A 24,934-nucleotide genomic window follows, 5' to 3' on the forward strand; every position below is an offset into this window, starting at 1 on the left:
CTGGCGCAGATCGAAAAGCTTCAAGCTGAATACGGTCTGAAATTGCAGGATGCTCTGGGCTCCAGTAAAGCAGCGCACGAAACCCTGGCCGCTCAGGCTGAAAGCAGCAAGGCCTCTCTGAAAAAGGCCAGTGAACTGTTCGAAGAACAGGTGGTGATGGCTGACACCCTCGATGCACCGTGGCAGGCCTTTTACGATCAGGTCACGGGCCTGATCGACCAGACTTACCAACTCAATGAAGCCACCCTGAAGTTTCTCGGTACCCAGTTGCAGCAGCGGCTGGAGCAGCATCGCACCCATATGATCTTGCAGGTGGTGGCATTGGCGGTGGTGTTTGTGTTGATTTTTTACCTCTATGGCGGTTTCTACGCTTCGACCCGCACCACCCTCAAGCGGCTTGGCGCGGTGATGGATAAAGTGGCGGCCGGCGACATGACCGTGACCTTCAGCGCTAACAGCCGCGATGAACTGGGCGAGCTGGGCGAGGTATTCACCGGCACCGTGAAGAAGATCCATGATCTGATCGAGCGGGTGGGCCAGACCGTTGGTGAGGTCGAGCGTCAGGCCGGCCAGGTCGAGAACGTGTCCGCCCAGAGCAATCAGGCGGTGGCGGGGCAACGCACGCAGATCGAGCAGGTCGCCACCGCGATGAACCAGATGTCAGCCACGTCTCTGGAGGTGGCGCGCAGTGCCGCAGCGGCCGTCAGCAGCGCCCATAGCGTCAACGACGAGACCATCAGCGGGCGCGGCCTGGTGGAGTCCCAGCAGGGCAGCATCGCTGCACTGGCCAGTGAGATCGATCAGTCGGTGCGGGTGATCAATCAACTGGCCAGCGACAGCCAATCCATCAGTCGTGTGCTGGAAGTGATCAAAAGCATTGCCGAACAGACCAACCTGCTGGCCCTCAACGCGGCCATCGAAGCTGCGCGCGCAGGCGAGCAGGGCCGTGGTTTTGCGGTGGTGGCGGACGAGGTCAGGACCCTGGCCAAACGCACCCAGCAATCGACCGAAGAAATCGAGCAGATGATTGCCAAACTGCACAGCGGTGTCGGTGCGGCGGTCAAGGCGATGGGCACCAGCCATCAGATGGCCAACGGCACGGTCGGGCAGTCGGAAAAGGTTCAGCAGGCGCTGGAAAACATCCTCGGCGCCGTCGGCATGATCGTCGACCAGAACCAGCAGATCGCCGCCGCGGTTGAGCAACAGACTGCCGTGGCTCACGACATCGACCAGAATATCGTCGAGATCAACCGTGCCGGTGAGCGCACCGCTGACGGCGCGCACCAGACCGAAAATGCCAGCCGAGCGTTGTCGGCGCAGGTGGTGGAACTCAAGCAATTGATCAGCGCGTTCCGGGTTTAAAAATCACCTCGGAACCAATGTGGGAGCGGGCTTGCTCGCGAAAGCGGTCTATCAGTCACATAAATTTTGAATGTGACGGCCTCTTCGCGAGCAAGCCCGCTCCCACAGGGTATGCGTGTGACTACCAGTTGAACAACTCGCAGGCGTTAGCCGTGCTGGCGGACGCCAGTCGTTCGGGACTGACTGCCATGATGGCAGCCAGTGCCGCGCAGATTGCCGGCAAATGGCTCGGGCTATTACGTTGGCCGGGAAACATGGCAGGGGCCATGTCCGGTGAGTCGGTTTCCAGTACCACCGATTCAAGGGGTAAACCGGCGAGCACGCGGTGCATGCGCAGGGCCTGCGGCCAGGTCGCGGCGCCGCCGAGGCCGAGTTTGAAACCCAGCTTGATGTATTCGCGAGCCTCTTCCTGGCTACCGGCGAAGGCGTGAATGATTCCCGCGCGCTTCAAGCGAAACCGTTTGAGCGTGGCAATCACCGCCGCATGGCTGCGTCGCACGTGAATCAGTGCCGGCAGATTGAAGTCCGCCGCTAGCTGCAGTTGAGCGTCGAACAGCGCTTGCTGGCGTTCACGATCCAGGGTTTCGATGAAATAATCCAGACCGATCTCACCCACCGCGCATAGCTGTCGATGGCCCGCCAGACGCGTCAGCCAATCACCGAGTTCGGTCAGATCCTCAGGGCGATGGTCATCCAGATACACCGGGTGCAAACCGAACGCCGCATACAGATCGGGATCGCTTTGCACCAGGTCCCAGACCCGCTGCCAATTGGCCTGATAAACCCCCAGCACCACCATCCGCCGCACGCCGAGGGCGCGGCTCTCGGCCAGCAGCGCCTGACGATCCACGTCGAAATCCGGGAAATCCAGATGAGTGTGGGTGTCGATCAGTTCCACGGCTCAGTCCTGATGAATTCGCTGCTTGAAGGTTCGCGCGATGGCCTGCACGCCGGGCTGGTAATCGGCTTGTTCAATGGCCGCCAGGGCCAGTTGCAGCGCCTTGTCGGCGATCAGCTGGTGCTGCTGGGACATGGCGTTGACCGGCAGCGGCAGGAAGTCCAGCAACTGCGTATCACCGAAGGTGCCCAGGCGTAGCGGGCGGGTTTTCAGCGGGAAGTCATGCAAGGCATCGAACACGCCCTGAAGCAGCACGTAGGAGGTGGTTACCAACGCATCCGGCAAATGGCCCAGGCGCTGAAGCAACTCTTCCATCAATTGCTTGCCGCACTCACGGCTGAACGACTCGCCGTGTTCGATCAACGCCTCGCCTTTGAAGCCATTCAGCGCTTCCTTGAAACCCGCCGCCCGTTCCTGGCTGATACTCAATTCGGGACGGGCACCGATCAAGGCGATCTGCTTGGGCAACGGGTCCAGCAGGCTGCGGGTAAGCTGCAGACTGGCTTCGCGGTCGTCACTGATCACCGAGCAAAAGTGCTCAGGCTCCATCACCCGGTCGATGGCGATGATCGGAATGCCTTTGGCCTGCAACTGGCGGTAACTGTCATCGCCGGCCGGCAGGCAACTGGCGACGATCAGTGCATCGCAGCGGCGGGCGCGGAACAGTTGCAGCAATTGCCGTTCGCTGTCTGGCGCATCGTCGGAGCTGGCGATCAGCAGCTGATAGCCGCGAGCCCGGGCGCCTTGTTCCAGCAGTTTGGCGATTCGCGCGTAACTGGGGTTTTCCAGGTCCGGCAGAATGAACCCCAAGGTGCGGGTGTGCCGACTGCGCAGTCCGGCGGCCTGAGGGTTGGGTGTGAAGCCATGCTGTTCGACAACTGCTCGCACGCGCTCGACGGTGGCGCTGCTGATACGTTGCTGTTCGGCCTTGCCGTTGATGACATAACTGGCGGTGGTCACGGAGACGCCGGCCAACTGTGCAATATCACTGAGTTTCAACCCGGTATTTCCTTGTTTATTCGAGCGTGCCCGGCATTTTCGCCAATCCTACCCGATTCGGCAGGCGATCATTGTGGCAGCACATCCGACAATTGGACTTCAAGGATGAGACATTATCGAGTAACGTGCCTAACATTCTAGATTAAACGTTTCAGCAGGCGTATTTTCTACGTTCCAGGTCGCTTTGGTCGGTTCTGCCGTGAAACCGCCAAAACTGCCCCTGAAAAGGCGCTCCCAAAGAGCCTAAGCTGAATCAATCAAAACAATACCTGGCGTCACACGGCGCCAAAAAGGAGAAAGCATGCTCGAGCTCACCATAGAGCAGATATCCATGGGCCAGTCGGCTGTGGATAAAGCCACCGCCCTGCAATTACTCGCTGACCGACTCGTGACCGATGGCCTGGTGGCGGATGGTTACCTTGCGGGCTTGCAGGCCCGGGAAGCCCAGGGCTCGACCTTTCTCGGTCAAGGTATTGCCATCCCCCACGGCACCCCGCAAACCCGTGATCTGGTGTTCTCCACCGGCGTGCGGCTGATGCAGTTTCCTGACGGCGTGGACTGGGGAGATGGCCAGATCGTTTATCTGGCCATCGGTATCGCCGCCAAATCCGATGAACACCTGCGCCTGCTGCAACTGCTGACCCGCGCCCTCGGTGAAACCGATCTGGGCCAGGCCCTGCGTCGCGCCAGCACCGCCGAAGCCTTGCTGAAACTGCTGCAAGGCGCGCCGCAAGAATTGGCGCTGGACGCACAGATGATCGGCCTCGGAGTCTCAGCCGATGACTTCGAAGAGCTGGTCTGGCGCGGTGCCCGCTTGCTGCGTCAGGCCGATTGCGTGAGCAACGGTTTTGCCGGCGTCTTGCAGCAGGTCGACGCGCTGCCGCTGGGCGATGGCCTGTGGTGGCTGCACAGTGAACAAACGGTGAAGCGTCCGGGCCTGGCGTTCGTTACCCCGGACAAACCCATGCGCTACCTCGGTCAGCCATTGAGCGGTCTGTTCTGTCTGGCCAGCCTCGGTGAAGCCCATCAGGCATTGCTCGAACGCCTTTGCGCGTTGCTGATCGAAGGCCGTGGTCATGAGCTGGGCCGTGCCACCAGCAGCCGCGCGGTGCTGGAAGTCCTCGGCGGTGAAGTGCCGGCGGATTGGCCGAGCGCACGCATTGCCCTGGCCAACGCCCACGGTTTACATGCGCGCCCGGCGAAGATCCTCGCGCAACTGGCGAAAAGTTTTGAAGGCGAAATCCGCGTGCGCATCGTCGACGGTCACGACAGCGCGGTGTCGGTGAAGAGTTTGAGCAAGCTGCTCAGCCTCGGCGCCCGTCGCGGTCAGGTGCTGGAATTCATCGCCGAACCCACCATCGCTGCCGATGCCTTGCCCGCCTTGCTGGCGGCCATCGAAGAAGGCCTCGGTGAAGAAGTCGAGCCGCTGCCGGCAGTGAGCCAACATCGCGAAGTGATCGCCGATGTTGCCGAAGTGCTGCTTGCACCGGCCTCCGGCAGTTTGATTCAGGCAATTGCTGCTGCCCCAGGGATCGCCATCGGCCCGGCGCATATTCAAGTGCTGCAAGTCATCGATTACCCGCTGCGCGGTGAGTCCGCCGCCATCGAGCGCGAACGTCTCAAGCAAGCGCTGGCGGATGTGCGTCGCGACATTGAAGGCCTGATCGAGCGCAGCAAGGCCAAAGCGATTCGCGAGATTTTCATCACTCACCAGGAAATGCTCGACGACCCGGAACTGACCGACGAAGTCGACACCCGCCTCAAGCAAGGCGAAAGCGCCGAAGCAGCATGGATGGCGGTGATCGAAGCTGCCGCCAAACAACAGGAATCGCTGCAGGACGCCTTGCTCGCCGAACGTGCCGCCGACTTGCGCGACATTGGCCGTCGGGTGCTGGCGCAATTGAGTGGCGTCGAAACGCCAGCCGAGCCAGAACAGCCGTACATTCTGGTGATGGACGAAGTCGGCCCGTCCGACGTGGCGCGTCTTGATCCGACGCGCGTGGCCGGCATCCTCACCGCTCGCGGTGGCGCCACGGCCCACAGCGCCATCGTCGCTCGTGCCCTGGGTATTCCGGCGTTGGTGGGCGCCGGTGCCGCGGTGTTGCTGTTGAAGCCGGGCACACCGCTGTTGATCGATGGCCAACGTGGTCGCCTGCACGTGGACGCCGATGCCGCGACCTTGCAGCGCGCCACCGAAGAACGCGACACCCGCGAACTGCGCTTGAAAGCTGCCGCCGAACAACGCCATCAACCGGCGCTGACCACCGATGGTCACGCGGTGGAAGTATTCGCCAATATCGGTGAAAGCGCCGGCGTCACCAGTGCGGTGGAGCAGGGCGCCGAAGGGATTGGCCTGCTGCGCACCGAGCTGATTTTCATGGCCCACTCGCAAGCGCCGGACGAGGCGACTCAGGAAGTCGAGTACCGTCGTGTGCTCGATGGCCTGGCCGGGCGACCGCTGGTGGTGCGCACCCTCGACGTCGGTGGTGACAAACCGCTGCCGTACTGGCCGATCGCGAAAGAAGAAAACCCGTTCCTCGGCGTGCGTGGCATTCGCCTGACCCTGCAACGTCCGCAGGTCATGGAAGCGCAGTTGCGCGCCTTGTTGCGTGCGGCTGACAACCGTCCATTGCGGATCATGTTCCCGATGGTCGGCAGCGTCGATGAGTGGCGTCAGGCGCGGGACATGACCGAACGTCTGCGCCTGGAAATCCCGGTTGCGGACCTGCAATTGGGGATCATGATCGAAGTGCCGTCGGCTGCTTTGCTGGCGCCGGTGCTGGCCAAGGAAGTGGATTTCTTCAGTGTTGGCACCAACGACCTGACGCAATACACCCTGGCCATCGACCGTGGTCATCCGACCTTGTCCGCCCAGGCTGACGGCTTGCATCCGGCGGTGCTGCAACTGATCGACATCACCGTGCGTGCGGCTCATGCTCATGGCAAATGGGTCGGCGTGTGCGGTGAACTGGCGGCCGATCCGCTGGCGGTACCGGTGCTGGTGGGCCTGGGTGTGGATGAGTTGAGCGTGTCGGGCCGCAGCATTGCCGAGGTCAAGGCGCGCATTCGTGAACTCAGCCTGACCCAGACTCAAACCCTTGCCCAACAGGCCCTGGCCGTGGGCAGCGCGAACGAAGTTCGTGCATTAGTGGAGGCCCTGTAATGGCCAAGATCTTAACCCTGACCCTTAACCCGGCGCTGGACCTCACCGTTCAGTTGCCGCTACTTACCCCCGGTCAGGTCAATCGCAGCGACGAAATGCACACCCACGCCGCCGGCAAAGGGGTGAACGTGGCGCAGGTGCTGGCCGACCTCGGGCATCAGCTGACCGTCAGCGGTTTTCTCGGGGAAGACAACCTTCAGGCGTTCGAAACCCTGTTTGCCAAACGCGGTTTTACCGACGCGTTTGTCCGCGTCCCCGGCGAGACCCGCAGCAATATCAAACTGGCGGAAAGCGATGGGCGCATCACCGACATCAACGGCCCGGGGCCGAGGGTCAGTGAAGCGGCGCAGCAGGCCTTGCTCGATCGACTCGACCAGATTGCTCCAGGGCATGACGCGGTCGTCGTGGCCGGTAGTTTGCCCCGTGGCGTGAATCCTCAGTGGTTGCGCGAGTTGATTCAGCGCTTGAAAAAGCGCGGTTTGAAAGTGGCGCTCGACACCAGCGGTGAAGCCTTGCGCGCAGGTCTGGCGGCTGGCCCGTGGCTGATCAAACCCAACACCGAAGAACTGGCTGATGCGCTGGGTTGTGAGGAGGTTTCGGTCACCGCCCAAGCCGAGGCGGCGAGCCGTTTGCATGCACATGGTATCGAGCACGTGGTGATTTCCGACGGTGCCGACGGGGTGAACTGGTTCAGTGTCGGCTCGGCCATGCACGCCACGCCGCCCAAGGTCAGCGTGATCAGCACCGTTGGGGCAGGGGATTCGTTGCTGGCGGGCATGCTGCATGGTTTGCTCAGTGCCGATACGCCCGAACAAACCTTGCGCACCGCCACCGCGATTGCCGCCATGGCCGTGACCCAGATCGGTTTTGGTATCGGCGACACCGCGCAACTGGCGCACCTCGAACAGGGCGTGCGCCTGCGCCCCCTGACAGAACAATAAGAGGGTTTGTAATGAAGTTAGCCATTGTTACGGCCTGCCCGAACGGCATGGTCACCAGTGTGCTGTGCGCTCGTCTGCTCGATGCAGCGGCCCAGCGTCAGGGCTGGAGCACCAGTGTCGAAGTCGTTGATGCGGCCCATCCGGAACGTCAACTGTCGGCTGCGACCATCGAGGCCGCCGAGTGGGTGTTGCTGGTCACCAGCGCGCCGGTGGATATGTCGCGATTCGTCGGCAAACGGGTGTTCCAGAGCACCCCGGCCCAGGCCCTGCAAGATGTCGAAGCGGTGCTGCGTCGCGGGGTGGAAGAGGCCCAGGTGTACGTCGCCCCCGAAGCTGTCGCCGAGCCGGCTGCCGTGGTTAAAAATGCGCCACGCCTGGTGGCTGTCACCGCGTGCCCGACCGGCGTCGCCCACACCTTCATGGCCGCCGAAGCCTTGCAGCAAGCGGCCAAGCGTCTGGGCTACGACCTGCAAGTGGAAACCCAAGGTTCGGTCGGCGCGCGCAATCCACTCAGCGCACAAGCGATTGCCGATGCCGACGTGGTGTTGCTGGCGGCAGACATCGAAGTCGCCACCGAGCGTTTCGCGGGCAAGAAAATCTACCGCTGCGGCACCGGCATTGCGCTGAAACAGGCCGAAGCGACGCTGAACAAAGCCCTGGCCGAAGGCAAACAGGAAAGCGCTTCGACCGGCGCCAAAGGCCCGGCCAAGCAAGAGAAAACCGGCATCTACAAGCACCTGTTGACCGGTGTGTCGTACATGTTACCCATGGTGGTGGCGGGCGGTCTGATGATTGCCTTGTCCTTCGTATTCGGTATCACCGCATTCAAGGAGGAAGGCACGCTCGCGGCGGCGCTGATGCAGATCGGCGGCGACACCGCGTTCAAACTGATGGTGCCGTTGCTGGCGGGCTATATCGCCTACTCGATCGCCGACCGCCCGGGCCTGGCGCCGGGGATGATCGGCGGTTTGCTGGCGAGCACCCTGGGTGCCGGTTTCATCGGCGGGATCATTGCCGGTTTCATCGCTGGCTATGCGGCCCAGGCGATCAATCGCTATGCGCGTTTGCCGCAGAGCCTTGAGGCGCTGAAACCGATCCTGATCATCCCGTTGCTGGCGAGCCTGTTCACCGGTCTGGTGATGATCTATGTGGTCGGCAAACCGGTGGCCGGGATGCTTGCAGGGCTCACGCACTTCCTCGACAGCATGGGCACCACCAACGCCATTCTGCTGGGTGTGCTGCTGGGCGGCATGATGTGCGTCGACCTCGGCGGGCCGATCAACAAAGCCGCTTACGCGTTTTCGGTGGGGCTGCTGGCGTCGCAAAGTTATGCACCGATGGCCGCGACCATGGCGGCTGGTATGGTGCCGCCGATTGGCCTGGGCATCGCCACGTTCATTGCTCGGCGCAAGTTCGCCCAGACTGAACGCGAGGCCGGTAAAGCGGCGCTGGTGTTGGGGCTGTGCTTTATCTCCGAAGGGGCGATTCCGTTTGCGGCGAAAGACCCGCTTCGGGTTATTCCGGCAAGCATCGCCGGCGGTGCGCTGACCGGCGCGTTGTCGATGTATTTCGGCTGCAAACTCATGGCGCCGCACGGTGGATTGTTCGTGATGCTGATTCCGAATGCGATCAACCATGCGCTGTTGTATCTGCTGGCGATCGTCGCCGGGAGTCTGCTGACGGCGGTGACGTATTCGGTGCTCAAACGGCCTGAGACGGTGGAGTTGGCAGTAGAGCCAGTCAGCGCCTGACCCCAATCCCTTGTGGGAGCGGGCTTGCTCGCGAAAGCGGTCTGACAGCCAGCATTAATGTTGAATGTTGAACCGTCTTCGCGAGCAAGCCCGCTCCCACAGGGATCTGCTGCATTGGCAGACTTTTGTGTCATGCCGCAGTCATACAGCCATGCTTAAGTTTTCCTTTTTCAGGGAGAACACCATGAGCGAATTTGACCTCGGCCGTCGTCGCGTCATGCAAGCCGTTGGCGCCGGGCTGTTGCTGCCCGGCCTGGCCCCGGCGGTGATTGCTTCGGTCAAGGATCGGCCGCAACTCACCGATGGCGTGCAGTCCGGCGACCTGTTGGGCGACCGGGCGATGATCTGGAGCCGTTGCGACCGTGCGGCGCGGATGGTGGTGGAATGGGACACACGGAGCCTGTTCAGTAATCCTCGTCGATTCGTCTCGCCATTGGCCGATGCCCGCACCGACTTCACCGCCCGGGTCGAACTCACGGGTCTGCCCGCCGATCAGGCAATTTTCTACCGCGTGACGTTCGAAGACGCCCAGAGCGGTGTTGCCAGTGAACCCTGGTTCGGTCATCTGCGCAGTGTGCCAACCGCCCGGCGGAATATTCGCTTTGTCTGGAGCGGTGACACAGTCGGCCAGGGCTTCGGCATCAACCCGGACATCGGCGGCATGCGCATCTACGAAGCCATGCGTCTGCGCCTGCCGGACTTTTTTATCCACAGCGGCGACACCATCTACGCCGACGGCCCGGTGCCGGCGCAACTGACCACCGAAAGTGGCCGGGTGTGGCGCAACCTCACCAGCGAAGCCAAGAGCAAAGTCGCCGAAACCCTCGACGACTATCGCGGCAATTACCGCTACAACCTGATGGATGAAAACATCCGCCGCTTCAACGCTGAAGTGCCGCAGATCTGGCAGTGGGACGACCACGAAGTGGTGAACAACTGGTCGCCGGGCAAGCAACTGGATGAGCGTTACAAAAGCAAAGATATCCACAGCCTGGTGGGCCGTGCGCGCCAGGCCTGGCTGGAATACGCGCCGATGCGCTTGCAGAGTGCCGATGACGGCGGGCGGATTTATCGCAAGCTGAGTTATGGGCCGCTGCTTGATGTGTTCGTGCTCGACATGCGCAGTTATCGCGAAGCCAATGACGACAACCTCGGTGCCGCCAAACCGTTTCTCGGCAGAGAGCAATTGGATTGGCTCAAACGCGAATTGAAAGGCTCCCGGGCCCAATGGAAAGTCATTGCCGCCGACATGCCCATCGGCCTCGGCGTACCCGACGGTGAAGTCAGCCCCGGTGTGGCGCGGTGGGAAGCGGTGGCCAATGGTGATCCAGGCCCGGCGCAGGGCCGTGAAGTGGAAATCGCTGAATTACTCGGTTTCCTGCGGGCGCAGCAGGTGCGTAATTTCGTATTCCTCACGGCGGATGTGCATTACTGCGCCGCGCACCATTACCACCCGGATCGCGCGGCATTTCAGGACTTCGAACCGTTCTGGGAATTTGTCGCGGGGCCGTTGAATGCGGGGAGCTTCGGGCCGAATGCGCTGGATAAAACCTTCGGCCCCGAAGTGGTGTTCGAGAAAGCACCCTCTGCGCAGAACACCTCGCCGTTTGCCGGGTTTCAGTTTTTTGGCGAGGTGAATATCGATGGGCAGACGGGGGAGATGGGCGTCGTGCTACGGGATCTGGATGGGGTGGGGGTGTTTGAGCGCAAGTTGCAGCCGGTTTGAGAAGAAGTAAGCCGATACATCGATCAATGTGGGAGCGGGCTTGCTCGCGAAGGCGGCCTGACAGCCAACATCTTTGTTGACTGTTAAATCGCTTTCGCGAGCAAGCCCGCTCCCACATTTAATGGGGTGTGTCAGTAGACGTCGCGGCGGTAGCGGCCTTGTTCGATCAGACGGTCGACTTCTTCAATGCCGAGCAATTCGTTGAGCACGTGATCTACGCCTGAAGCCATCCCCTGCAAACTGCCGCAGATGTAAATCACGGCGCCATCGGCCAGCCATTTTTTCAACTCGTCGGCAGATTCGCGCAAGCGATCCTGCACATAGATCTTCTCTGGCTGATCTCGCGAGAACGCCAGATCCAGTCGCGTCAGATCACCGTTGATCAACCACTCTTCCAGTTCCGCGCGGCACAGGTAGTCGTGCTCGCGATGACGCTCGCCGAACAGCAGCCAGTGACGCTGCTGCCCGTCGGCAATCCGCGCCTTGAGCAAACTGCGCAACCCGGCCAGGCCGGTACCGTTGCCCAGCAGAATCATCGGCACCGGTTCGTTCGGCAGATGGAAACCACTGTTGCGTCGCACCCGCAAACTGATGCTGCTACCCACGGGAGCGTGTTCGGTCAACCAGCCGGAACCGACGCCCAGGCTGCCATCGGCATGCAACTCCTGACGCACGATCAATTCCAGCACGCCGTCGGCGGCGATCGAGGCGATGGAGTATTCGCGCATGGACAACGGCACCAGGGCGTCCGCCAGCGCTTGCGCATGCAGGCCGACCAGATGCGCGCGGTTTTCGGGCAGTTGGCGGCCGGCCAGGGCTTGTTCCAGTGTTTGCGACAGGCCATCGAACTCAACCGTGGCCCGACCGTCGATCCCCAGGCCGTCGAGGAAATGCTCGATGGCCCACGGACAATTGCGCGGCAGCACTTCCACCAGATCACCGGCCAGCCAGCTGCTGGTGGTGGGGGCGCTGAGGCCGAGCAAATACACGGGCGAACCGCTGCTGTCCGGGTTCATCAATTCGCGGCGGGTCAGGGTCCAGTTGTCGTAGCTTGGCGCTTGCCAGGTATCCACCGGCGCCTGGCCCGTCAGCAGGCCGAGTTGCTGTTGCCAGTGACGCAGGGCGTAGGGGTCGCCGCTGTCGACCTCCACCGGGGCGAACAAGGTCTTGCCGCCGTGCTCGCCCAACCAGGTGTGCAAGCGGCGGGCGAAGCCGCAGAAGTGTTGGTACTGACGGTCACCGAGGCCGAGCACGGCATAGTTCAGGCTGTCGAAGCTCAGCGCACGACCCAGCACTTTGCGTTCGAATCCTCGGGCGCTGTCCGGCGCTTCACCGTCGCCGAAGGTGCTGACCACAAACAGCGCGTTGCTGGAATCCTGCAGGTCCTGTTCGCTGACATTGGCCAACGGTTGAACCTTCACCGGCAACCCGGCGGCCTGCAATTGCCCGGCGGTCTGCCAGGCCAGTTGTTCCGCGAATCCGCTCTGACTGGCGAAGCCGATCAGCCATGCCGGCGCATCACTGCCCGGTTGCGCGAGGCCTTTGCGGGCGTCCTTGATCTGGCGTTTCTTGCGTCGACGGTCCAGGTACAGCAACCAGCCAGTGATGAAAAACAGCGGCATGGTCAGCGCGGCGATGGTCAGGATAATCCGCCCGATCATCCCGAAATAACTGCCAACGTGCAGCGCATAGATACTGGTCAGCAGCTGCGCCTTGAGGCTCTTGTCGCTGTAGCGGTCATGACGGCTGACGATGCCGGTCGCCGGATCGAGGGTGAGCTGGTTCCGTGCCTGGTCGTGGGGGGAATTCTTCAGCAGGTAGAACACGGTTGCCGGTTGCCCGGCCACGGGCGGCATACGCACGTTGTAGGACGCAAGCCCAGGGCCGGCGGCGCTGTAGATGCTGCTCCATATCGCAGCGTAATCGGCAGTCGGGGCCGGGCCGCTTGGCGCAGGACCGCGACCACTGCGGACCCGCTCGTTCTGCGGCGAATCGGAAAGCAGCCGGGTCAGGCCTTTGTTGTACCACTCGTACGACCAGGACAGCCCGGTCAGCGCTGCCAAAAGATAGAACACCAGGCACCAGGTGCCGGCCACTGAGTGCAAATCCCAGTTGAAGCTGCGACCTTTTTTATTCCAGTCCAGGGTCAGCCAGGCGCGCCAGCTTTTCCACTGGCGTGGCCAACGCAGGTACAGGCCGGACAGGCAGAAGAACACCAGAATCAGGGTACAGGCGCCGGTGATCTGCCGGCCGATATCGCCCATGGCCAGGACCCGGTGCAGTTGCAGCATCAGGCCAAAGAAATCCTGGCCGGTGACGTCGCCCATGAACTCGCCGGTGTATGGGTCGAAGTAACGCATCGGCCCGCGACGTTCACCGGGTGGCGCCGTGAAGATCACCCGCGCGGCGTTGCCGCTGTCGGTCTCGACCCAGAGCATCGAGACTGTCTTGCCCGAAGCGCCTTCGATTTTTTCTACCAGCTCGGCAGGTGGCAGTACGCCGGCAATCTGCTTTTCGACGTGCAGCACAGAGGGGTTCAACGCCCGCAGGATTTCATCCTGGAACGATACCGCCGCCCCGGTGATGCCCATCAGGGCCAGGACCAGTCCGGCGCTGATGCCGAAAAACCAGTGCAACTGGAACAGGGATTTCTTCAACACGTCGCTCGCCTTGTTCGTTCAAAAGTCATCATCACGGCGCGCATTATGCCGTGAGTTGTCGAGAAGCATTCTTTTTTACACACAAAAGCCCCGTTCACTTCGATGAACGGGGCTTTGGCCTAATGCCAATGTAGGAGCTGGCGAAGCCTGCGATCTTTTGATCTTTAGCGATTTCAGCTCTGCCAAAAATCAAGGTCAAAAGATCGCAGCCTTCGGCAGCTCCTACAGTGTTTGGGCTAGAAGTGGAAGTTGGCACTCAGCAGGGCGGTACGGCCCGCCGCCACATGGGCGTAGTGGTTCTGGAGGATCTGGTCGAAGTAACGCTCGTCGGTCAGGTTCTGCACGTTGAGTTGCAGGTCGACGTTCTTGGTCAGGCGGTAGCTGGCCATCGCGTCGTAACGCCAGTAAGACGGGATCTCCACCGAGTTGGCGACGTTGCCGAACTGGGAATCGACGTAGGTCGCACCGGCACCGATGGTCAACTTGTCCGGCACCAGGTCGTAGGTCGACCAGAACGTGAAGTTGTTCTGTGGCGTGCTTGGCATGTGGTTGCCTTCATCGGCGGCGAGGGTGGTTTTGACCACTTCGCTGTCCATGTAGGTGTAGCCGCCGAAGACTCTCCAGTTACGGGTCAGCTTGCCGGCGTAGCTCAGTTCCAGGCCATTGACCTGCTGTTCGCCGTCCAGTACCTGCGTGGTGCCACCGTCCGGATCGTTGATCCGCGCGTTGGTTTTCTCGGTGCGGAACAGCGCGGCGGTCAGCGACAGATCGTCACCGAAGAAGTCCCACTTGGTGCCGATTTCGTAGTTGCGGTTCTTTTCCGGGTCCAGTTTGCTGTTGTTCGCGGCCAGTTCCAGGCCACCGTTGCCGCTGGTTTCGCCGGCCGGGTTGCTGGAGGTCGAGTAGGCCGCGTAAATGCTGCCGTTAGGCAACGGGTTGTAGACCACGCCGATCTGGTAGTTCACCAGGTCGCTGGTGTTCTCACGGGAGAAACTGCCCGCTGGCGCTGTGCTGCTGGCGTTGGCGAAGCCACTGGATTCGACCTGGTAGTTGTCATAACGCAGGCCCAGGTTCAGGGACCATTGCTCGTTGAACTTCAGGGTGTCGAACACGTAGGCCGCGGCGGTCTTGACGTTGGTGTCGGTGAAGGCTTTGCTGTCGGTGATCCTGCCGTTCCAGTTATCCCCTGGCGTCGGGTTGTACAGGCTGGTGCAGTCGCCGGAAGTGAACAGGGCGCTGTTGCATCGCGTGCCGCTGGCGCTGGAGGTCAGGAGGTACGGACGGTTGTGGGTGTCCTGATAGGAAAACTCCAGACCGGTCACCAGACTGTGCTCGATGGCGCCGGTGTTGAACTTGGCGCTCAGGTCGGTCTGGTTGATCCAGCCGCTGGACGTCGAGTTACGGCTCTTCGCACCCCGGTACACGTTGCCATTGACCACGTTGCCCTTGCTGTCGTCCGGGTTGGTGACGATGTAGTCCAGGGTCGAACGGGACATCCGGAAGCTGTTGGACACGGTCAGGTTTTCGTTCAGATCGTGCTCGAGCTTGATCGTACCGCTGTCGTTTGTGGTCTCGCGAAAGTCGCGACCGGTGAGGCCGTAGAAGTTGTCGCGGTCAACGTTGGCCGGCTTGTCGACGTTGTGCTTGCTGCGGTTGGGGCTCAACGTCAACGGGATGCCGTAGTCGGGCATGTCGTCGGTCTCGACGTGGTAGTAGCCGACGGTCAAGCGGGTATCGGTGCCCAGGCCGAACGCGAAGGACGGTGCGACGCCCCAGCGACTGACATCCACGGTATCGCGGCCGGCGACGTTGGCTTCGTGCTTCATCAGGTTCAAGCGTAAGGCCGAGGTGTCGGTCATCTGCTGGTTCAGATCAAGGGTGGTGCGCTGGGTCTGGTCCGAGCCCCAAGTGAAGCCGCCGTTGTAGGAATTGCCCAGCTTGGGGGTCTTGCTCACCAGGTTCAGGCTGCCACCGGTGGAGCCGGCGCCGGTGAAGGCTGAACCCGGGCCCTTGCTGACTTCGATCGATTCAACGTTGAAGATTTCGCGGCTCTGGGACGCCGGGTCGCGCATGCCGTCGACAAACGTGTCGCTTTCGGCGTTGAAGCCGCGAATGATCGGGCGATCGCCGGCCGGGTTGCCGCCTTCGCCGGCACCAAAGGTGATGCCCGGGGTGGTGCGCAGGGCGTCGACCAGACTGGTAGCGCCGGTGTCGCGAATCACTTGTTGCGGAATCACGGTGACGCTTTTTGGCGTCTCGCGCAGTGGCGCGGTGTACTTCTTGGAGGCCGAAGTATCGGTCTTGTAGGAGGTGTCATTCTGCTCGCCCACAACGCTGGTCGCGTCCAGGGAAATCGCATTGTCCGGTGCTTTTTCGTCAGTCTTTTCGGCCGCGAAAACCATGTGGCCCGCAGAGCCGGCAGTGATCACCACGCCAATTGCAGACGCGAGCAAGCGTGGTGAACTGACCGTTGATTGTGGTTGTTGGCGTGACATGTGAATTCCCCTCCCCAAGGATTTGAGGCCGCGGAATGTAGAGTAAATACGTATTTGTATCAATTGCGAAACGTTACTATTCGCGACGAATTTACATTCTTTACAATTTACCTTTACGGTTTTTGCGGTTTCATTCGTCACACGGGTTTTACACGGGCAATAAGAATCAATACCATTGGCACCCCTTCGCCTTCAGGTGTCTTTCCATGTTGCTGCACATTCCCGGCGTGTTCGCGAAAGAAGAAGTGCAGCGCATTCGCGAAGCCCTGACGCAGGCGGATTGGGCCGATGGCAAAATCACCGCCGGTTACCAGTCGGCCAAGGCCAAGCACAATCTGCAACTGCCGGAAGGGCATCCGTTGGCCAAGGAAATCGGTGCGGCGATGCTTGAACGGTTGTGGAAGAATCCGCAGTTCATGTCGGCGGCATTACCGCACAAGGTCTTCCCGCCGTTACTGAACTGCTACACGGCCGGTGGCAGTTTCGACTTCCACATCGACAACGCTGTGCGTCAGCCCAAGGGCAGCATCGAGCGTGTGCGCACCGACCTGTCGGCGACGCTGTTTTTCAGTGAACCGGAGGAGTACGACGGCGGCGAACTGGAAATCCAGGACACCTTCGGTACTCAGCGCGTGAAATTGCCGGCAGGCGACATGGTCCTGTATCCCGGCACCAGCCTGCACAAGGTCAACGCCGTCACTCGCGGCACCCGTTACGCCTCGTTTTTCTGGACGCAAAGCCTGGTACGTGAAGACAGCCAGCGCGCCTTGCTGTTCGAGATGGACGGGGCGATTCAACAGTTGACCCAGGACATGCCCGACCATCCTTCATTGATCCGCCTGACCGGCACCTACCACAACCTGTTGCGTCGCTGGGTCGAGGTGTAAGTGGCGGACTTTCGGTTGCACCGCGAGGAAATCCTCGACGGCGATCGTCTCAAGTCGATGCTCGAAGAAAGCCCGGCGCGAGCGGCTCAGGCGATCCTGATCGCCGCCCGTGAAGGCGTGCTCGATGCTCAGGCGTTGCTCGGGCAGATCCTCCTGGACGGGCGAGGGATTGAGCAGGATCAGCGGCTAGCCGTGCGCTGGTTCGAGATCGCCGCCCAGGGTGGACACTCTATGGCGCGCAACATGCTCGGCCGTTGTCATGAACATGGCTGGGGTTGCACCGCCGATGCTTCGATAGCCGCGGGGCATTATCGTGTTGCCGCTGAAATCGGGCTGGATTGGGCGATGTACAACTACGCCAATCTGCTGGCTACGGGGCGTGGAGTGATCGGGGATCAGTTGCAAGCGCTGAGACTGTATCGGCAAGCAGCTGAATTGGGCCACGCAAAGTCGATGAACCTGCTGGGGCGTTATCTGGAAGAAGGCCGGGTTTGCCCGGCAGATCCGCAAGCAGCCCGTGACTGGTATCGACGCTCGGCGGTCGGCGGGGATTTTCGTGGGCAATTCAGTTATGCAGCGGTGTTGGCGGATGAAGGCAAGATCGACGAGGCGCTGGGTTGGCTGCACAAGGCATTGGATGGCGGGAATCTGAATTTCTTGCGGGTGGCGAGCAAGGCACTGTTGAACGCGGTGAATCCGCAAATTCGCAAGTTGGCCGAAGACTACACGCAACGCTGCGCCGAGTTGAACCCGTAGGAGCTGCCGAAGGCTGCGATCTTTTGATTTTGCTTTTAAGGGCAAGATCAAAAGATCGCAGCCTTCGGCAGCTCCTACAGGGAAAATGCGGGTTTCCCGAGGCGTATTTCAGACACAAAAAAGCCCATGACAGGTCATGGGCTTTTTGATTTCTGCGCGTAGCGCTTACACGTAGAACGATTTCAGCGGCGGGAAGCCATTGAACTCAACGGCGCTGTAGCTGGTGGTGTACGCACCGGTCGACAACCAGTACAAACGGTCACCGATCGCCAGGTTCAACGGCAAGCCGTACTTGTAGTTCTCATACATGATGTCGGCGCTGTCGCAGGTTGGACCGGCGATGACCACTTCTTCCATCTCGCCTTTCTTCTCGGTCCAGATCGGGAACTTGATGGCTTCGTCCATGGTTTCGATCAGGCCAGAGAATTTGCCCACATCCGTGTACACCCAGCGCTCGACGGCGGTACGGGATTTACGCGCCACCAGCACTACTTCACTGACCAGAATGCCGGCGTTGGCGATCAGCGAACGGCCCGGCTCCAGGATGATTTCCGGCAGCTCGTCGCCGAAGTCTTCCTTGAGGAAGCGGATGATTTCTTCAGCGTAGGTTTCCAGGCTGTTGGTGCGGGTGATGTAGTTGGCCGGGAAGCCGCCGCCCATGTTGATCAGCTTCAGGTGGATACCGTCTTCTTCTTTCAGGCGTTCGAAGATCACTTTGACCTTGGCGATCGCCGCGTCCCAGACGCTGATGTCGCGCTGCTGCGAACCAACGTGGAACGAGATGCCGTAAGGCACCAGGCCCAGGTCACGAGCGAGGATCAGCAAGTCCATGGCCATGTCGGTCTGGCAGCCGAATTTGCGCGACAAAGGCCAGTCGGCGGTGGTCGAGCCTTCGGTCAGGATACGCACGTAGACTTTCGAGCCCGGAGCTGCCTTGGCGATGTTGCGCAGGTCAGCTTCGGAGTCGGTGGCGTACAGACGCACGCCCTTGTCGTAGAAGTAGCGAATGTCTTTGGATTTCTTGATGGTGTTGCCGTAGCTGATGCGATCCGGGCCGACGCCCTGGTTCATCACTTTGTCGAGCTCGTAGATCGAGGCGATGTCGAAGTTCGAGCCTTTCTCTTTGAGCAGGTCGATGATTTCAACGGCCGGGTTGGCCTTGACTGCGTAGTAGACCTTGGCGAATTCGAAACCGGCGCGCAGGTCGTCGTAGGCCTGGCTGATCATCGCGGTGTCGATCACCACGAACGGGGTTTCTTGTTTGTCGGCGAAGGCCTTCATTTTCTGGAAGGTATCGCGCGCGAAATAGTCTTCGACGTTGATCGACATGCTGGGAACTCCTACTGGCAAACTGAAATTATCAATGGGTGCAAATGAACGCCCTCCGTATCCCCACTTTGGTTCGCCTACTTCCCAAGGCATGTCGCCGAAAGCAAAAAGGCCATGGGAGGCGGTGCTTTCCCTTGGCCTTGCTGTCTCGTCGTCAGTACTTGAGCCGGATGGATCGTTTCCAGCATGGACGTTCGGCGCGAACTTTAGGGCGTGAGGAGCTCGAGATCAACAAAAAATGTCGCGTTTTTGCACGCTTCCGTCGTGCGGTCCCGGACAGCTACTGATGTAACCGACCTGCATGACAGTGTGATGTTCCCTTTACAGGGGTATTTGAGGTGTATCAGAGGGATTTGTGGTGCTGCCCTTCGCGAGCAAGCCCGCTCCCACAGAGGATTTGTGTTGTTGCACAGATCCAATGTGGGAGCGGGCTTGCTCGCGAAGGCGTCAGATCAGGCGACAGCAGTCTCAGCAGGCGAAACAATACTGGTCTTGCCCCCACGAGACTTACCGGAGCTCAGATACTCGGCAATCGATTCCTGAGTCACTTCCCCCAGGAACACCCGCTCGGCATCCATCACCGGCAGCCACGAGCGGTTGAACTCGTACATGCGCGACAGCAGGATGCGCAAATGCTCGTCGTACGCCGCGGTGGCGTTGAACTCACGCAGGTATTGCGCGCAGGTGCCGGTCTGACGGTGCAGATCGCGACGGCGCACGTAGCCCAAGGCCTTGTTCTCGGCACAGGTGACCACCACGTAGCGACGGTCCAGTTCGTCCATCAATTCCAGCGCTTCGGCCACCGGCGTTCCCGGGCTCACCGAGGGTGCGTTGTCCGCCGCGTCTTCGGCTTTCACCAGCAACAGGCGCTTGAGGGTGCTGTCCTGGCCGACGAAGTTGCTGACAAAGTCATCCGCCGGGTGCGCGAGCAGCGTATCCGGATGGTCGATCTGCAGCAGTTTGCCCGCGCGGAAAATCGCGATCTTGTCGCCAAGCTTGATGGCTTCATCGATGTCGTGGCTGACCATGATCACGGTCTTGTGCAGTGCCCGTTGCATCTCGAAGAACTCGTTCTGAATCATCTCGCGGTTGATCGGGTCGACCGCGCCGAACGGTTCGTCCATCAACAACAGCGGCGCATCTGCCGCCAGCGCGCGAATCACGCCGATCCGCTGCTGCTGGCCACCGGACAACTCACGCGGGTAACGATTCAGGTACTGCTTGGGTTCGAGTTTGATCATGCTCATCAACTCGCGGGCGCGGTCGTGGCATTTCTGTTTGTCCCAGCCGAGCAGGCGCGGAACGATGGTGATGTTTTCCTCGATGGTCATGTTCGGGAACAGACCGATCTGCTGGATCACATAACCGATGTTGCGACGCAGGGTGACGGCGTCGAGGTCAGTGGTGTCTTCGCCGTTGATCAGGATCTTGCCCGAGGTTGGCTTGATCAGGCGGTTGATCATCTTCAGCGTGGTGCTTTTGCCGCAGCCCGATGGCCCGAGGAACACACAGATTTCGCCTTCATTGACGGTCAGGCTTACCGAGTCCACGGCTTTCACATCTTTGCCGTTGCTTTGGAAGGTCTTGCTGAGGTTTTGAAGTTCGATCATTTGAGCAGTCCTTTTGGAGTCAGCGTGCGTTGCAGCCATTGCAGAAGCAGGTCGGCGAAGATGGCCAGGAGACTGACCAGTACGGCGCCGACGATCAGCATCGACATGTCGCTGCGGCTGATGGAAGCGAGAATGAGTACACCGAGGCCACCGGCGCCGATGGTCGCGGCGATGGTCATCACACCGATGTTCATCACCACGGCGGTGCGCACGCCGGCGAGGATCACCGGCACGGCAATCGGCAATTCGACCATGCGCAGGCGCTGGCCGAAGGTCATGCCGATGCCACGCGCGGCTTCGCGAATGCCGGGTTCGACGCCGGTCAGGGCCAAATAGGTGTTACGCATGATCGGCAGCAACGAGTACAGAAACACGGCGGTGATCGCCGGCATCGGGCCGAGGCCCTGGCCGAATTTCGAGTAGAACGGCAGCAGCAGGCCGAACAGCGCAATCGATGGCACGGTCAGCAACACCGTAGCGCTGGCTTGCAACGGGCCGGCCAGCGTCGGGAAACGGGTCATCAGGATGCCCAGCGGCACGCCGACCAGAATCGCCAGGGTCACGGCGATGCCAACCAGGGTGATGTGCTGCCAGGTCAGGTGTAAAACCTGCGGCCAATCGAGATGGGAAAAGGCGTTCAAGAATTCCATGGCTTTTCCTCCTCAGTGGATGGGGTGCTGGCGCAGGAAATCTGCAGCAACGGATGAAGGACTTTCGTGATCGACATCGACCCGTGCATTGAGCTGACGCATGGTGGCGTCGTCGAACAGTTCGGCCAGCGGCTTGAGCTCTTCGGCGAGCTTCGGGTGGGCGTCGAGGTAAACTTGACGCACCACCGGCGCGGCGGTGTAGTCCGGGAAGTAATGCTTGTCGTCTTCCAGCAACTTGAGCTTGAAGGCGTTCAAGCGACCGTCGGTGGTGTAGACCAGACCGGCAAACACCTGACCATTGCGCAGGGCGGTGTAGACCAAACCAGCATCCATCTGCCGGATGTTTTTGCGGGTAAGGTTCATGCCGTAGAGGTCGACCATGCCGTCCAGACCGTCGGAACGATTGGCGAACTCGGTGTCCAGGGCGACGAGGTGATGGGTCTTCGCCTCAGCCTGCAGCACTGTGTTCAGCTCGCTGATGGTGTTGATCTGCGGATACGCTTTTGCGGTGTTTTCCGGCAGTGCCAGGGCGTAGGTGTTGCTGAACTTCGACGGGGTGAGCCAGACCAGGCCTTTTTTCGCGTCGAGTTCTTTCACCCGGGCGTAGGAATGAGCGCTGTCGAGCTTGTCTGTGACGTGGTTGTAAGCCACCAGCGACACGCCGGTGTATTCCCACATCAAATCCAGCTGACCACTTTCGTGGGCGCTGCGGGCCAGGTTGCTGCCCAGACCGCCGGTCACCTGGGTGTCGTAACCCTTGGTGCGCAGGTATTGGGAAGTGATTTCCGCCAGCAGGGTTTGTTCAGTGAACACCCGGGCGCCGATGCGGATCACGGGTTTTTCAGCGGCTTGGGCAAATCCTGCGAACAGCAGGGCGCAGCCTAGTATTAAGCTTACTTTCTTCATGTTGATTCCTTTGCCGAGGCTTAAGACGGGCGCAAGCCGCGTTCGAGCCAGAGGCGGCTGGCGAGTGTCACCAGTCCGTCGAGCAGCAAGGCCAGCAGGGCGGTGCACGCCGCGCCGAGCAGCAGTTGCGGCTGATTGTTCAGGGCGATGCCGGGGAAAATCAGGCTGCCCAGGCTGTTGGCGCCAATCAGGAACGCCAGCGGTGCCGTACCGACGTTGATCGCCAGCGCCACGCGCACACCACCGATGATGATCGGCACGGCGTTCGGCAGTTCGACCCGCCATAGCACCTGAGTCGGTGTCATGCCGATGCCGACGGCCGCTTCCTTCAGCGAACCCTGGACGTTTTTCAGGCCTTCATAGGTGTTGCGCACAATCGGCAACAGTGAGGCGAGGAACAAGGCGAAGATCGCAGGACCGCTGCCGATGCCGAGGATACCCAGGGCGATGGCCAGTACGGCGAGAGGCGGCACGGTGTTGCCGATGTTGAAGATCTGCATGAAGCGTTCGGCGCGTCCAACCATGGTCGGGCGGCTGAGGAAGATGCCGGCAGGGATGCCCACAATGAGGGCGGCCAGCATGGAAGCGAGGACGAGAATCAGATGAGCTTGCAGGTAAAACAACAAATCGTCGCGGTACTGTTCGATCGTGTTGATGCCAATCCAGTGGACCAGCAGGGCCAGAAGGGCGACGACAACCGCACCTCCTATCAGCCCTTTGCCATAGCGAATAGCCACAGGCGGACTCCTTTTTCTTTGTCGGCGAACGCAGTCCCGTGTGGCAATGCCATTCCTGGCTGCCGGGAAAACAACGTTCGCGAGAAGCAGCTCTATCAGTGCCGGTAAACGGCATGAAATCGAGCCATAAGCGCAGCCTCGTCAGGCCAACTTGCTGATTTTTCAGCCCCTGACGATGGGGCGTAACAGGGGAGTGGACGCCTCCACCTTTTAAAAGGTTCCATAATTAACAGCATTTAGCCACCGCGTAGGAGCTGCCGAAGGCTGCGATCTTTTGATCTTGATCTTCGGTGGTCTTGAAAAAAACAAGATCAAAAGATCGCAGCCTTCGGCAGCTCCTACAGGGGATGCGGTGTTCGGGAAGCCTTACGGACGGTGGTCCGTAGATGTCGGTTTGCGCTATACTCGCCGCCCTTTTTTGAATCACCTGCCAGGCGATTTCCCATGACCAAACAGGCCGCCGAAGTCGCGAAACGCCGCACTTTCGCCATTATTTCCCACCCCGATGCCGGTAAAACCACCATCACCGAGAAGCTCTTGCTGATGGGCAAGGCGATTGCGATTGCGGGCACGGTGAAATCTCGAAAATCCGACCGCCATGCCACCTCCGACTGGATGGAAATGGAAAAGCAGCGTGGTATCTCCATTACCACGTCGGTCATGCAGTTCCCGTATCGCGATCACATGATCAACCTGCTCGACACCCCGGGCCACGAAGACTTCTCCGAAGACACCTACCGCACCCTGACAGCGGTGGACTCGGCATTGATGGTCCTCGACGGCGGTAAAGGTGTAGAGCCACGCACCATCGCCCTGATGGACGTCTGCCGTCTGCGTGACACGCCGATCGTCAGCTTCATCAACAAACTCGACCGTGACATTCGCGACCCGATTGAACTGCTCGACGAAATCGAAGCGGTCCTGAAGATCAAGGCGGCGCCGATCACCTGGCCGATCGGTTGCTACCGCGACTTCAAGGGCGTTTATCACCTCGCCGACGACTACATCATCGTCTACACCGCTGGCCACGGCCACGAGCGCACCGATGTGAAAATCATCGAGAAGCTCGACTCCGATGAAGCCCGCGCGCACTTGGGCGATGAATACGATCGCTTCGTTGATCAGCTGGAACTGGTGCAGGGCGCCTGTCACGAATTCAATCAACAGGAATTCCTCGACGGCCAACTGACGCCGGTATTCTTCGGTACCGCACTGGGCAACTTCGGTGTCGATCACGTGCTTGACGCCGTAGTCAACTGGGCGCCGAAACCGCTGGCCCGTGTCGCCAACGAGCGCACCGTGGAACCGGTTGAAGAGAAATTCACCGGCTTCGTGTTCAAGATCCAGGCGAACATGGACCCCAAGCACCGCGACCGCATCGCCTTCATGCGTATCTGCTCCGGCAAGTACGAAAAAGGCATGAAAATGCGCCACGTTCGCACCGGCAAAGACGTGCGGATCGGCGATGCGCTGACCTTCTTCTCCTCCGAGCGTGAGCAGCTGGAAGAAGCCTTCGCCGGCGACATCATCGGTTTGCACAACCACGGCACCATCCAGATCGGCGACACCTTCACCGAAGGCGAAGTCCTGGGCTTCACCGGTATCCCGCACTTCGCCCCGGAACTGTTCCGTCGTGTGCGTCTGCGTGATCCGCTGAAATCCAAGCAACTGCGTCAGGGCCTCCAGCAACTGGCCGAAGAAGGCGCCACTCAGGTGTTCTTCCCCGAGCGCAGCAACGACATCATCCTGGGGGCCGTCGGTGTGCTGCAGTTCGACGTGGTCGCCAGCCGTTTGAAAGAGGAATACAAGGTCGAGTGCTCGTATGAGCCGATCACTGTTTATTCCGCGCGCTGGATTGATTGCGACGATAAGAAGAAGTTCGAGGAATTCCGGGTCAAGGCCGTGGAAAACCTTGCGGTCGATGGTGGTGGTCACCTGACCTACCTGGCTCCGACGCGGGTTAACCTGGCGCTGATGGAAGAGCGCTGGCCGGATGTGAAATTCCGTGCAACGCGTGAGCATCACTAAGCGCTGAGCCGTAACACCAAAGCCCCGATGCGTAAG

17 protein-coding genes are annotated in these 24,934 nt (G+C 60.5%); 8 read left to right on the forward strand and 9 right to left on the reverse strand.

Going from position 1 to position 24,934, the window contains the following annotated elements; translation table 11 throughout:
* Positions 1 to 657: 657 nt before the first annotated feature.
* Positions 658 to 1,362 carry a methyl-accepting chemotaxis protein gene (locus tag PMI36_RS32355; protein WP_401175982.1) on the forward strand — a complete coding sequence of 235 codons (705 nt, stop codon included), beginning with the start codon at positions 658 to 660 and terminating at the stop codon, positions 1,360 to 1,362.
* 121 nt (positions 1,363 to 1,483) lie between these two features.
* On the opposite strand, the gene PMI36_RS28225 is transcribed toward PMI36_RS32355, so the two are convergent.
* Together PMI36_RS28225 and cra are read right to left on the reverse strand one after the other, a co-directional pair.
* Positions 1,484 to 2,260, reverse strand: a complete 777-nt coding sequence (locus tag PMI36_RS28225; RefSeq protein WP_008067229.1) for a TatD family hydrolase — start codon at positions 2,258 to 2,260, stop codon at positions 1,484 to 1,486.
* 3 nt (positions 2,261 to 2,263) lie between these two features.
* The gene (gene cra / locus PMI36_RS28220; RefSeq protein WP_007900424.1) at positions 2,264 to 3,259 is read right to left on the reverse strand and encodes a catabolite repressor/activator; all 996 of its coding nucleotides are present in this window, start codon (positions 3,257 to 3,259) and stop codon (positions 2,264 to 2,266) included.
* A gap of 301 nt (positions 3,260 to 3,560) precedes the next feature.
* Here cra and ptsP point away from each other — a divergent pair, with 301 nt between their 5' ends.
* From ptsP to PMI36_RS28200, 4 genes are all read left to right on the forward strand, one after another.
* On the forward strand, positions 3,561 to 6,422 hold the full coding sequence (gene ptsP, locus PMI36_RS28215; protein WP_008067231.1) for a phosphoenolpyruvate--protein phosphotransferase: 2,862 nt from the start codon (positions 3,561 to 3,563) through the stop codon (positions 6,420 to 6,422).
* A complete protein-coding gene (pfkB, locus tag PMI36_RS28210; RefSeq protein ID WP_008067233.1) occupies positions 6,422 to 7,363 on the forward strand; it encodes a 1-phosphofructokinase in 942 nt (313 codons plus the stop codon). Before ptsP ends, pfkB begins: the two co-directional genes overlap by 1 nt.
* 11 nt (positions 7,364 to 7,374) lie before the next feature.
* Entirely contained in the window at positions 7,375 to 9,114 is a 1,740-nt protein-coding gene (locus PMI36_RS28205) for a PTS fructose-like transporter subunit IIB (protein ID WP_008067241.1), read from the forward strand.
* 184 nt (positions 9,115 to 9,298) lie between these two features.
* Positions 9,299 to 10,840: an alkaline phosphatase D family protein gene (locus PMI36_RS28200; protein WP_008067244.1), complete on the forward strand. Its 1,542-nt coding sequence runs from the start codon at positions 9,299 to 9,301 to the stop codon at positions 10,838 to 10,840.
* Positions 10,841 to 10,971: 131 nt separating this feature from the next.
* Here PMI36_RS28200 and PMI36_RS28195 read toward each other — a convergent pair whose 3' ends face one another.
* Both PMI36_RS28195 and PMI36_RS28190 read right to left on the reverse strand, forming a co-directional pair.
* On the reverse strand, positions 10,972 to 13,500 hold the full coding sequence (locus tag PMI36_RS28195) for a PepSY domain-containing protein (RefSeq protein WP_008067245.1): 2,529 nt from the start codon (positions 13,498 to 13,500) through the stop codon (positions 10,972 to 10,974).
* 236 nt (positions 13,501 to 13,736) lie between these two features.
* On the reverse strand, positions 13,737 to 15,995 hold the full coding sequence (locus tag PMI36_RS28190; RefSeq protein WP_008067247.1) for a TonB-dependent receptor: 2,259 nt from the start codon (positions 15,993 to 15,995) through the stop codon (positions 13,737 to 13,739).
* Between the two features lie 206 nt (positions 15,996 to 16,201).
* Here PMI36_RS28190 and PMI36_RS28185 point away from each other — a divergent pair, with 206 nt between their 5' ends.
* Together PMI36_RS28185 and PMI36_RS28180 are read left to right on the forward strand one after the other, a co-directional pair.
* Complete coding sequence (locus tag PMI36_RS28185) at positions 16,202 to 16,882, forward strand: Fe2+-dependent dioxygenase (RefSeq protein WP_008067249.1); 681 nt, start codon at positions 16,202 to 16,204, stop codon at positions 16,880 to 16,882.
* Between the two features lie 57 nt (positions 16,883 to 16,939).
* Positions 16,940 to 17,638, forward strand: a complete 699-nt coding sequence (locus PMI36_RS28180) for a tetratricopeptide repeat protein (protein ID WP_050549246.1) — start codon at positions 16,940 to 16,942, stop codon at positions 17,636 to 17,638.
* Between the two features lie 165 nt (positions 17,639 to 17,803).
* Here the strand turns inward: PMI36_RS28180 and PMI36_RS28175 are convergent, their stop codons facing one another.
* The 5 genes from PMI36_RS28175 to PMI36_RS28155 all read right to left on the reverse strand — a co-directional run bounded on the left by PMI36_RS28175 (position 17,804) and on the right by PMI36_RS28155 (position 22,870).
* Positions 17,804 to 18,967, reverse strand: coding sequence for a type III PLP-dependent enzyme (locus tag PMI36_RS28175; RefSeq protein WP_008067252.1), 1,164 nt, complete (start codon positions 18,965 to 18,967; stop codon positions 17,804 to 17,806).
* A 452-nt stretch (positions 18,968 to 19,419) separates the two neighbouring features.
* The gene (locus tag PMI36_RS28170) at positions 19,420 to 20,577 is read right to left on the reverse strand and encodes an osmoprotectant ABC transporter ATP-binding protein OsmV (RefSeq protein WP_008067255.1); all 1,158 of its coding nucleotides are present in this window, start codon (positions 20,575 to 20,577) and stop codon (positions 19,420 to 19,422) included.
* Positions 20,574 to 21,227, reverse strand: a complete 654-nt coding sequence (locus PMI36_RS28165; RefSeq protein WP_007900392.1) for an ABC transporter permease — start codon at positions 21,225 to 21,227, stop codon at positions 20,574 to 20,576. Before PMI36_RS28165 ends, PMI36_RS28170 begins: the two co-directional genes overlap by 4 nt.
* A gap of 12 nt (positions 21,228 to 21,239) precedes the next feature.
* The gene (locus PMI36_RS28160) at positions 21,240 to 22,133 is read right to left on the reverse strand and encodes a glycine betaine ABC transporter substrate-binding protein (RefSeq protein ID WP_008067257.1); all 894 of its coding nucleotides are present in this window, start codon (positions 22,131 to 22,133) and stop codon (positions 21,240 to 21,242) included.
* A 20-nt stretch (positions 22,134 to 22,153) separates the two neighbouring features.
* A complete protein-coding gene (locus PMI36_RS28155) occupies positions 22,154 to 22,870 on the reverse strand; it encodes an ABC transporter permease (RefSeq protein ID WP_008067259.1) in 717 nt (238 codons plus the stop codon).
* 444 nt (positions 22,871 to 23,314) lie between these two features.
* Between PMI36_RS28155 and PMI36_RS28150 the strand changes: the two genes are divergently transcribed.
* Positions 23,315 to 24,898 carry a peptide chain release factor 3 gene (locus PMI36_RS28150; protein ID WP_008067261.1) on the forward strand — a complete coding sequence of 528 codons (1,584 nt, stop codon included), beginning with the start codon at positions 23,315 to 23,317 and terminating at the stop codon, positions 24,896 to 24,898.
* The last annotated feature ends 36 nt before the right edge of the window (positions 24,899 to 24,934 follow it).

Origin of the sequence: Pseudomonas sp. GM79 (assembly GCF_000282495.1) — a bacterium.
Taxonomy (GTDB): domain Bacteria; phylum Pseudomonadota; class Gammaproteobacteria; order Pseudomonadales; family Pseudomonadaceae; genus Aquipseudomonas.

Coding starts and splice junctions, on each gene's coding strand:
- PMI36_RS28160 (WP_008067257.1), bottom strand. CDS start 22,133: ATGAAGAAAGTAAGCTTAATACTAGGCTGCGCCCTGCTGTTCGCAGGA.
- PMI36_RS28165 (WP_007900392.1), bottom strand. CDS start 21,227: ATGGAATTCTTGAACGCCTTTTCCCATCTCGATTGGCCGCAGGTTTTA.
- PMI36_RS28150 (WP_008067261.1), top strand. CDS start 23,315: ATGACCAAACAGGCCGCCGAAGTCGCGAAACGCCGCACTTTCGCCATT.
- PMI36_RS32355 (WP_401175982.1), top strand. CDS start 658: ATGTCAGCCACGTCTCTGGAGGTGGCGCGCAGTGCCGCAGCGGCCGTC.
- PMI36_RS28205 (WP_008067241.1), top strand. CDS start 7,375: ATGAAGTTAGCCATTGTTACGGCCTGCCCGAACGGCATGGTCACCAGT.
- PMI36_RS28170 (WP_008067255.1), bottom strand. CDS start 20,577: ATGATCGAACTTCAAAACCTCAGCAAGACCTTCCAAAGCAACGGCAAA.
- PMI36_RS28185 (WP_008067249.1), top strand. CDS start 16,202: ATGTTGCTGCACATTCCCGGCGTGTTCGCGAAAGAAGAAGTGCAGCGC.
- ptsP (WP_008067231.1), top strand. CDS start 3,561: ATGCTCGAGCTCACCATAGAGCAGATATCCATGGGCCAGTCGGCTGTG.
- PMI36_RS28180 (WP_050549246.1), top strand. CDS start 16,940: ATGCTCGAAGAAAGCCCGGCGCGAGCGGCTCAGGCGATCCTGATCGCC.
- pfkB (WP_008067233.1), top strand. CDS start 6,422: ATGGCCAAGATCTTAACCCTGACCCTTAACCCGGCGCTGGACCTCACC.
- PMI36_RS28190 (WP_008067247.1), bottom strand. CDS start 15,995: ATGTCACGCCAACAACCACAATCAACGGTCAGTTCACCACGCTTGCTC.
- PMI36_RS28175 (WP_008067252.1), bottom strand. CDS start 18,967: ATGTCGATCAACGTCGAAGACTATTTCGCGCGCGATACCTTCCAGAAA.
- PMI36_RS28200 (WP_008067244.1), top strand. CDS start 9,299: ATGAGCGAATTTGACCTCGGCCGTCGTCGCGTCATGCAAGCCGTTGGC.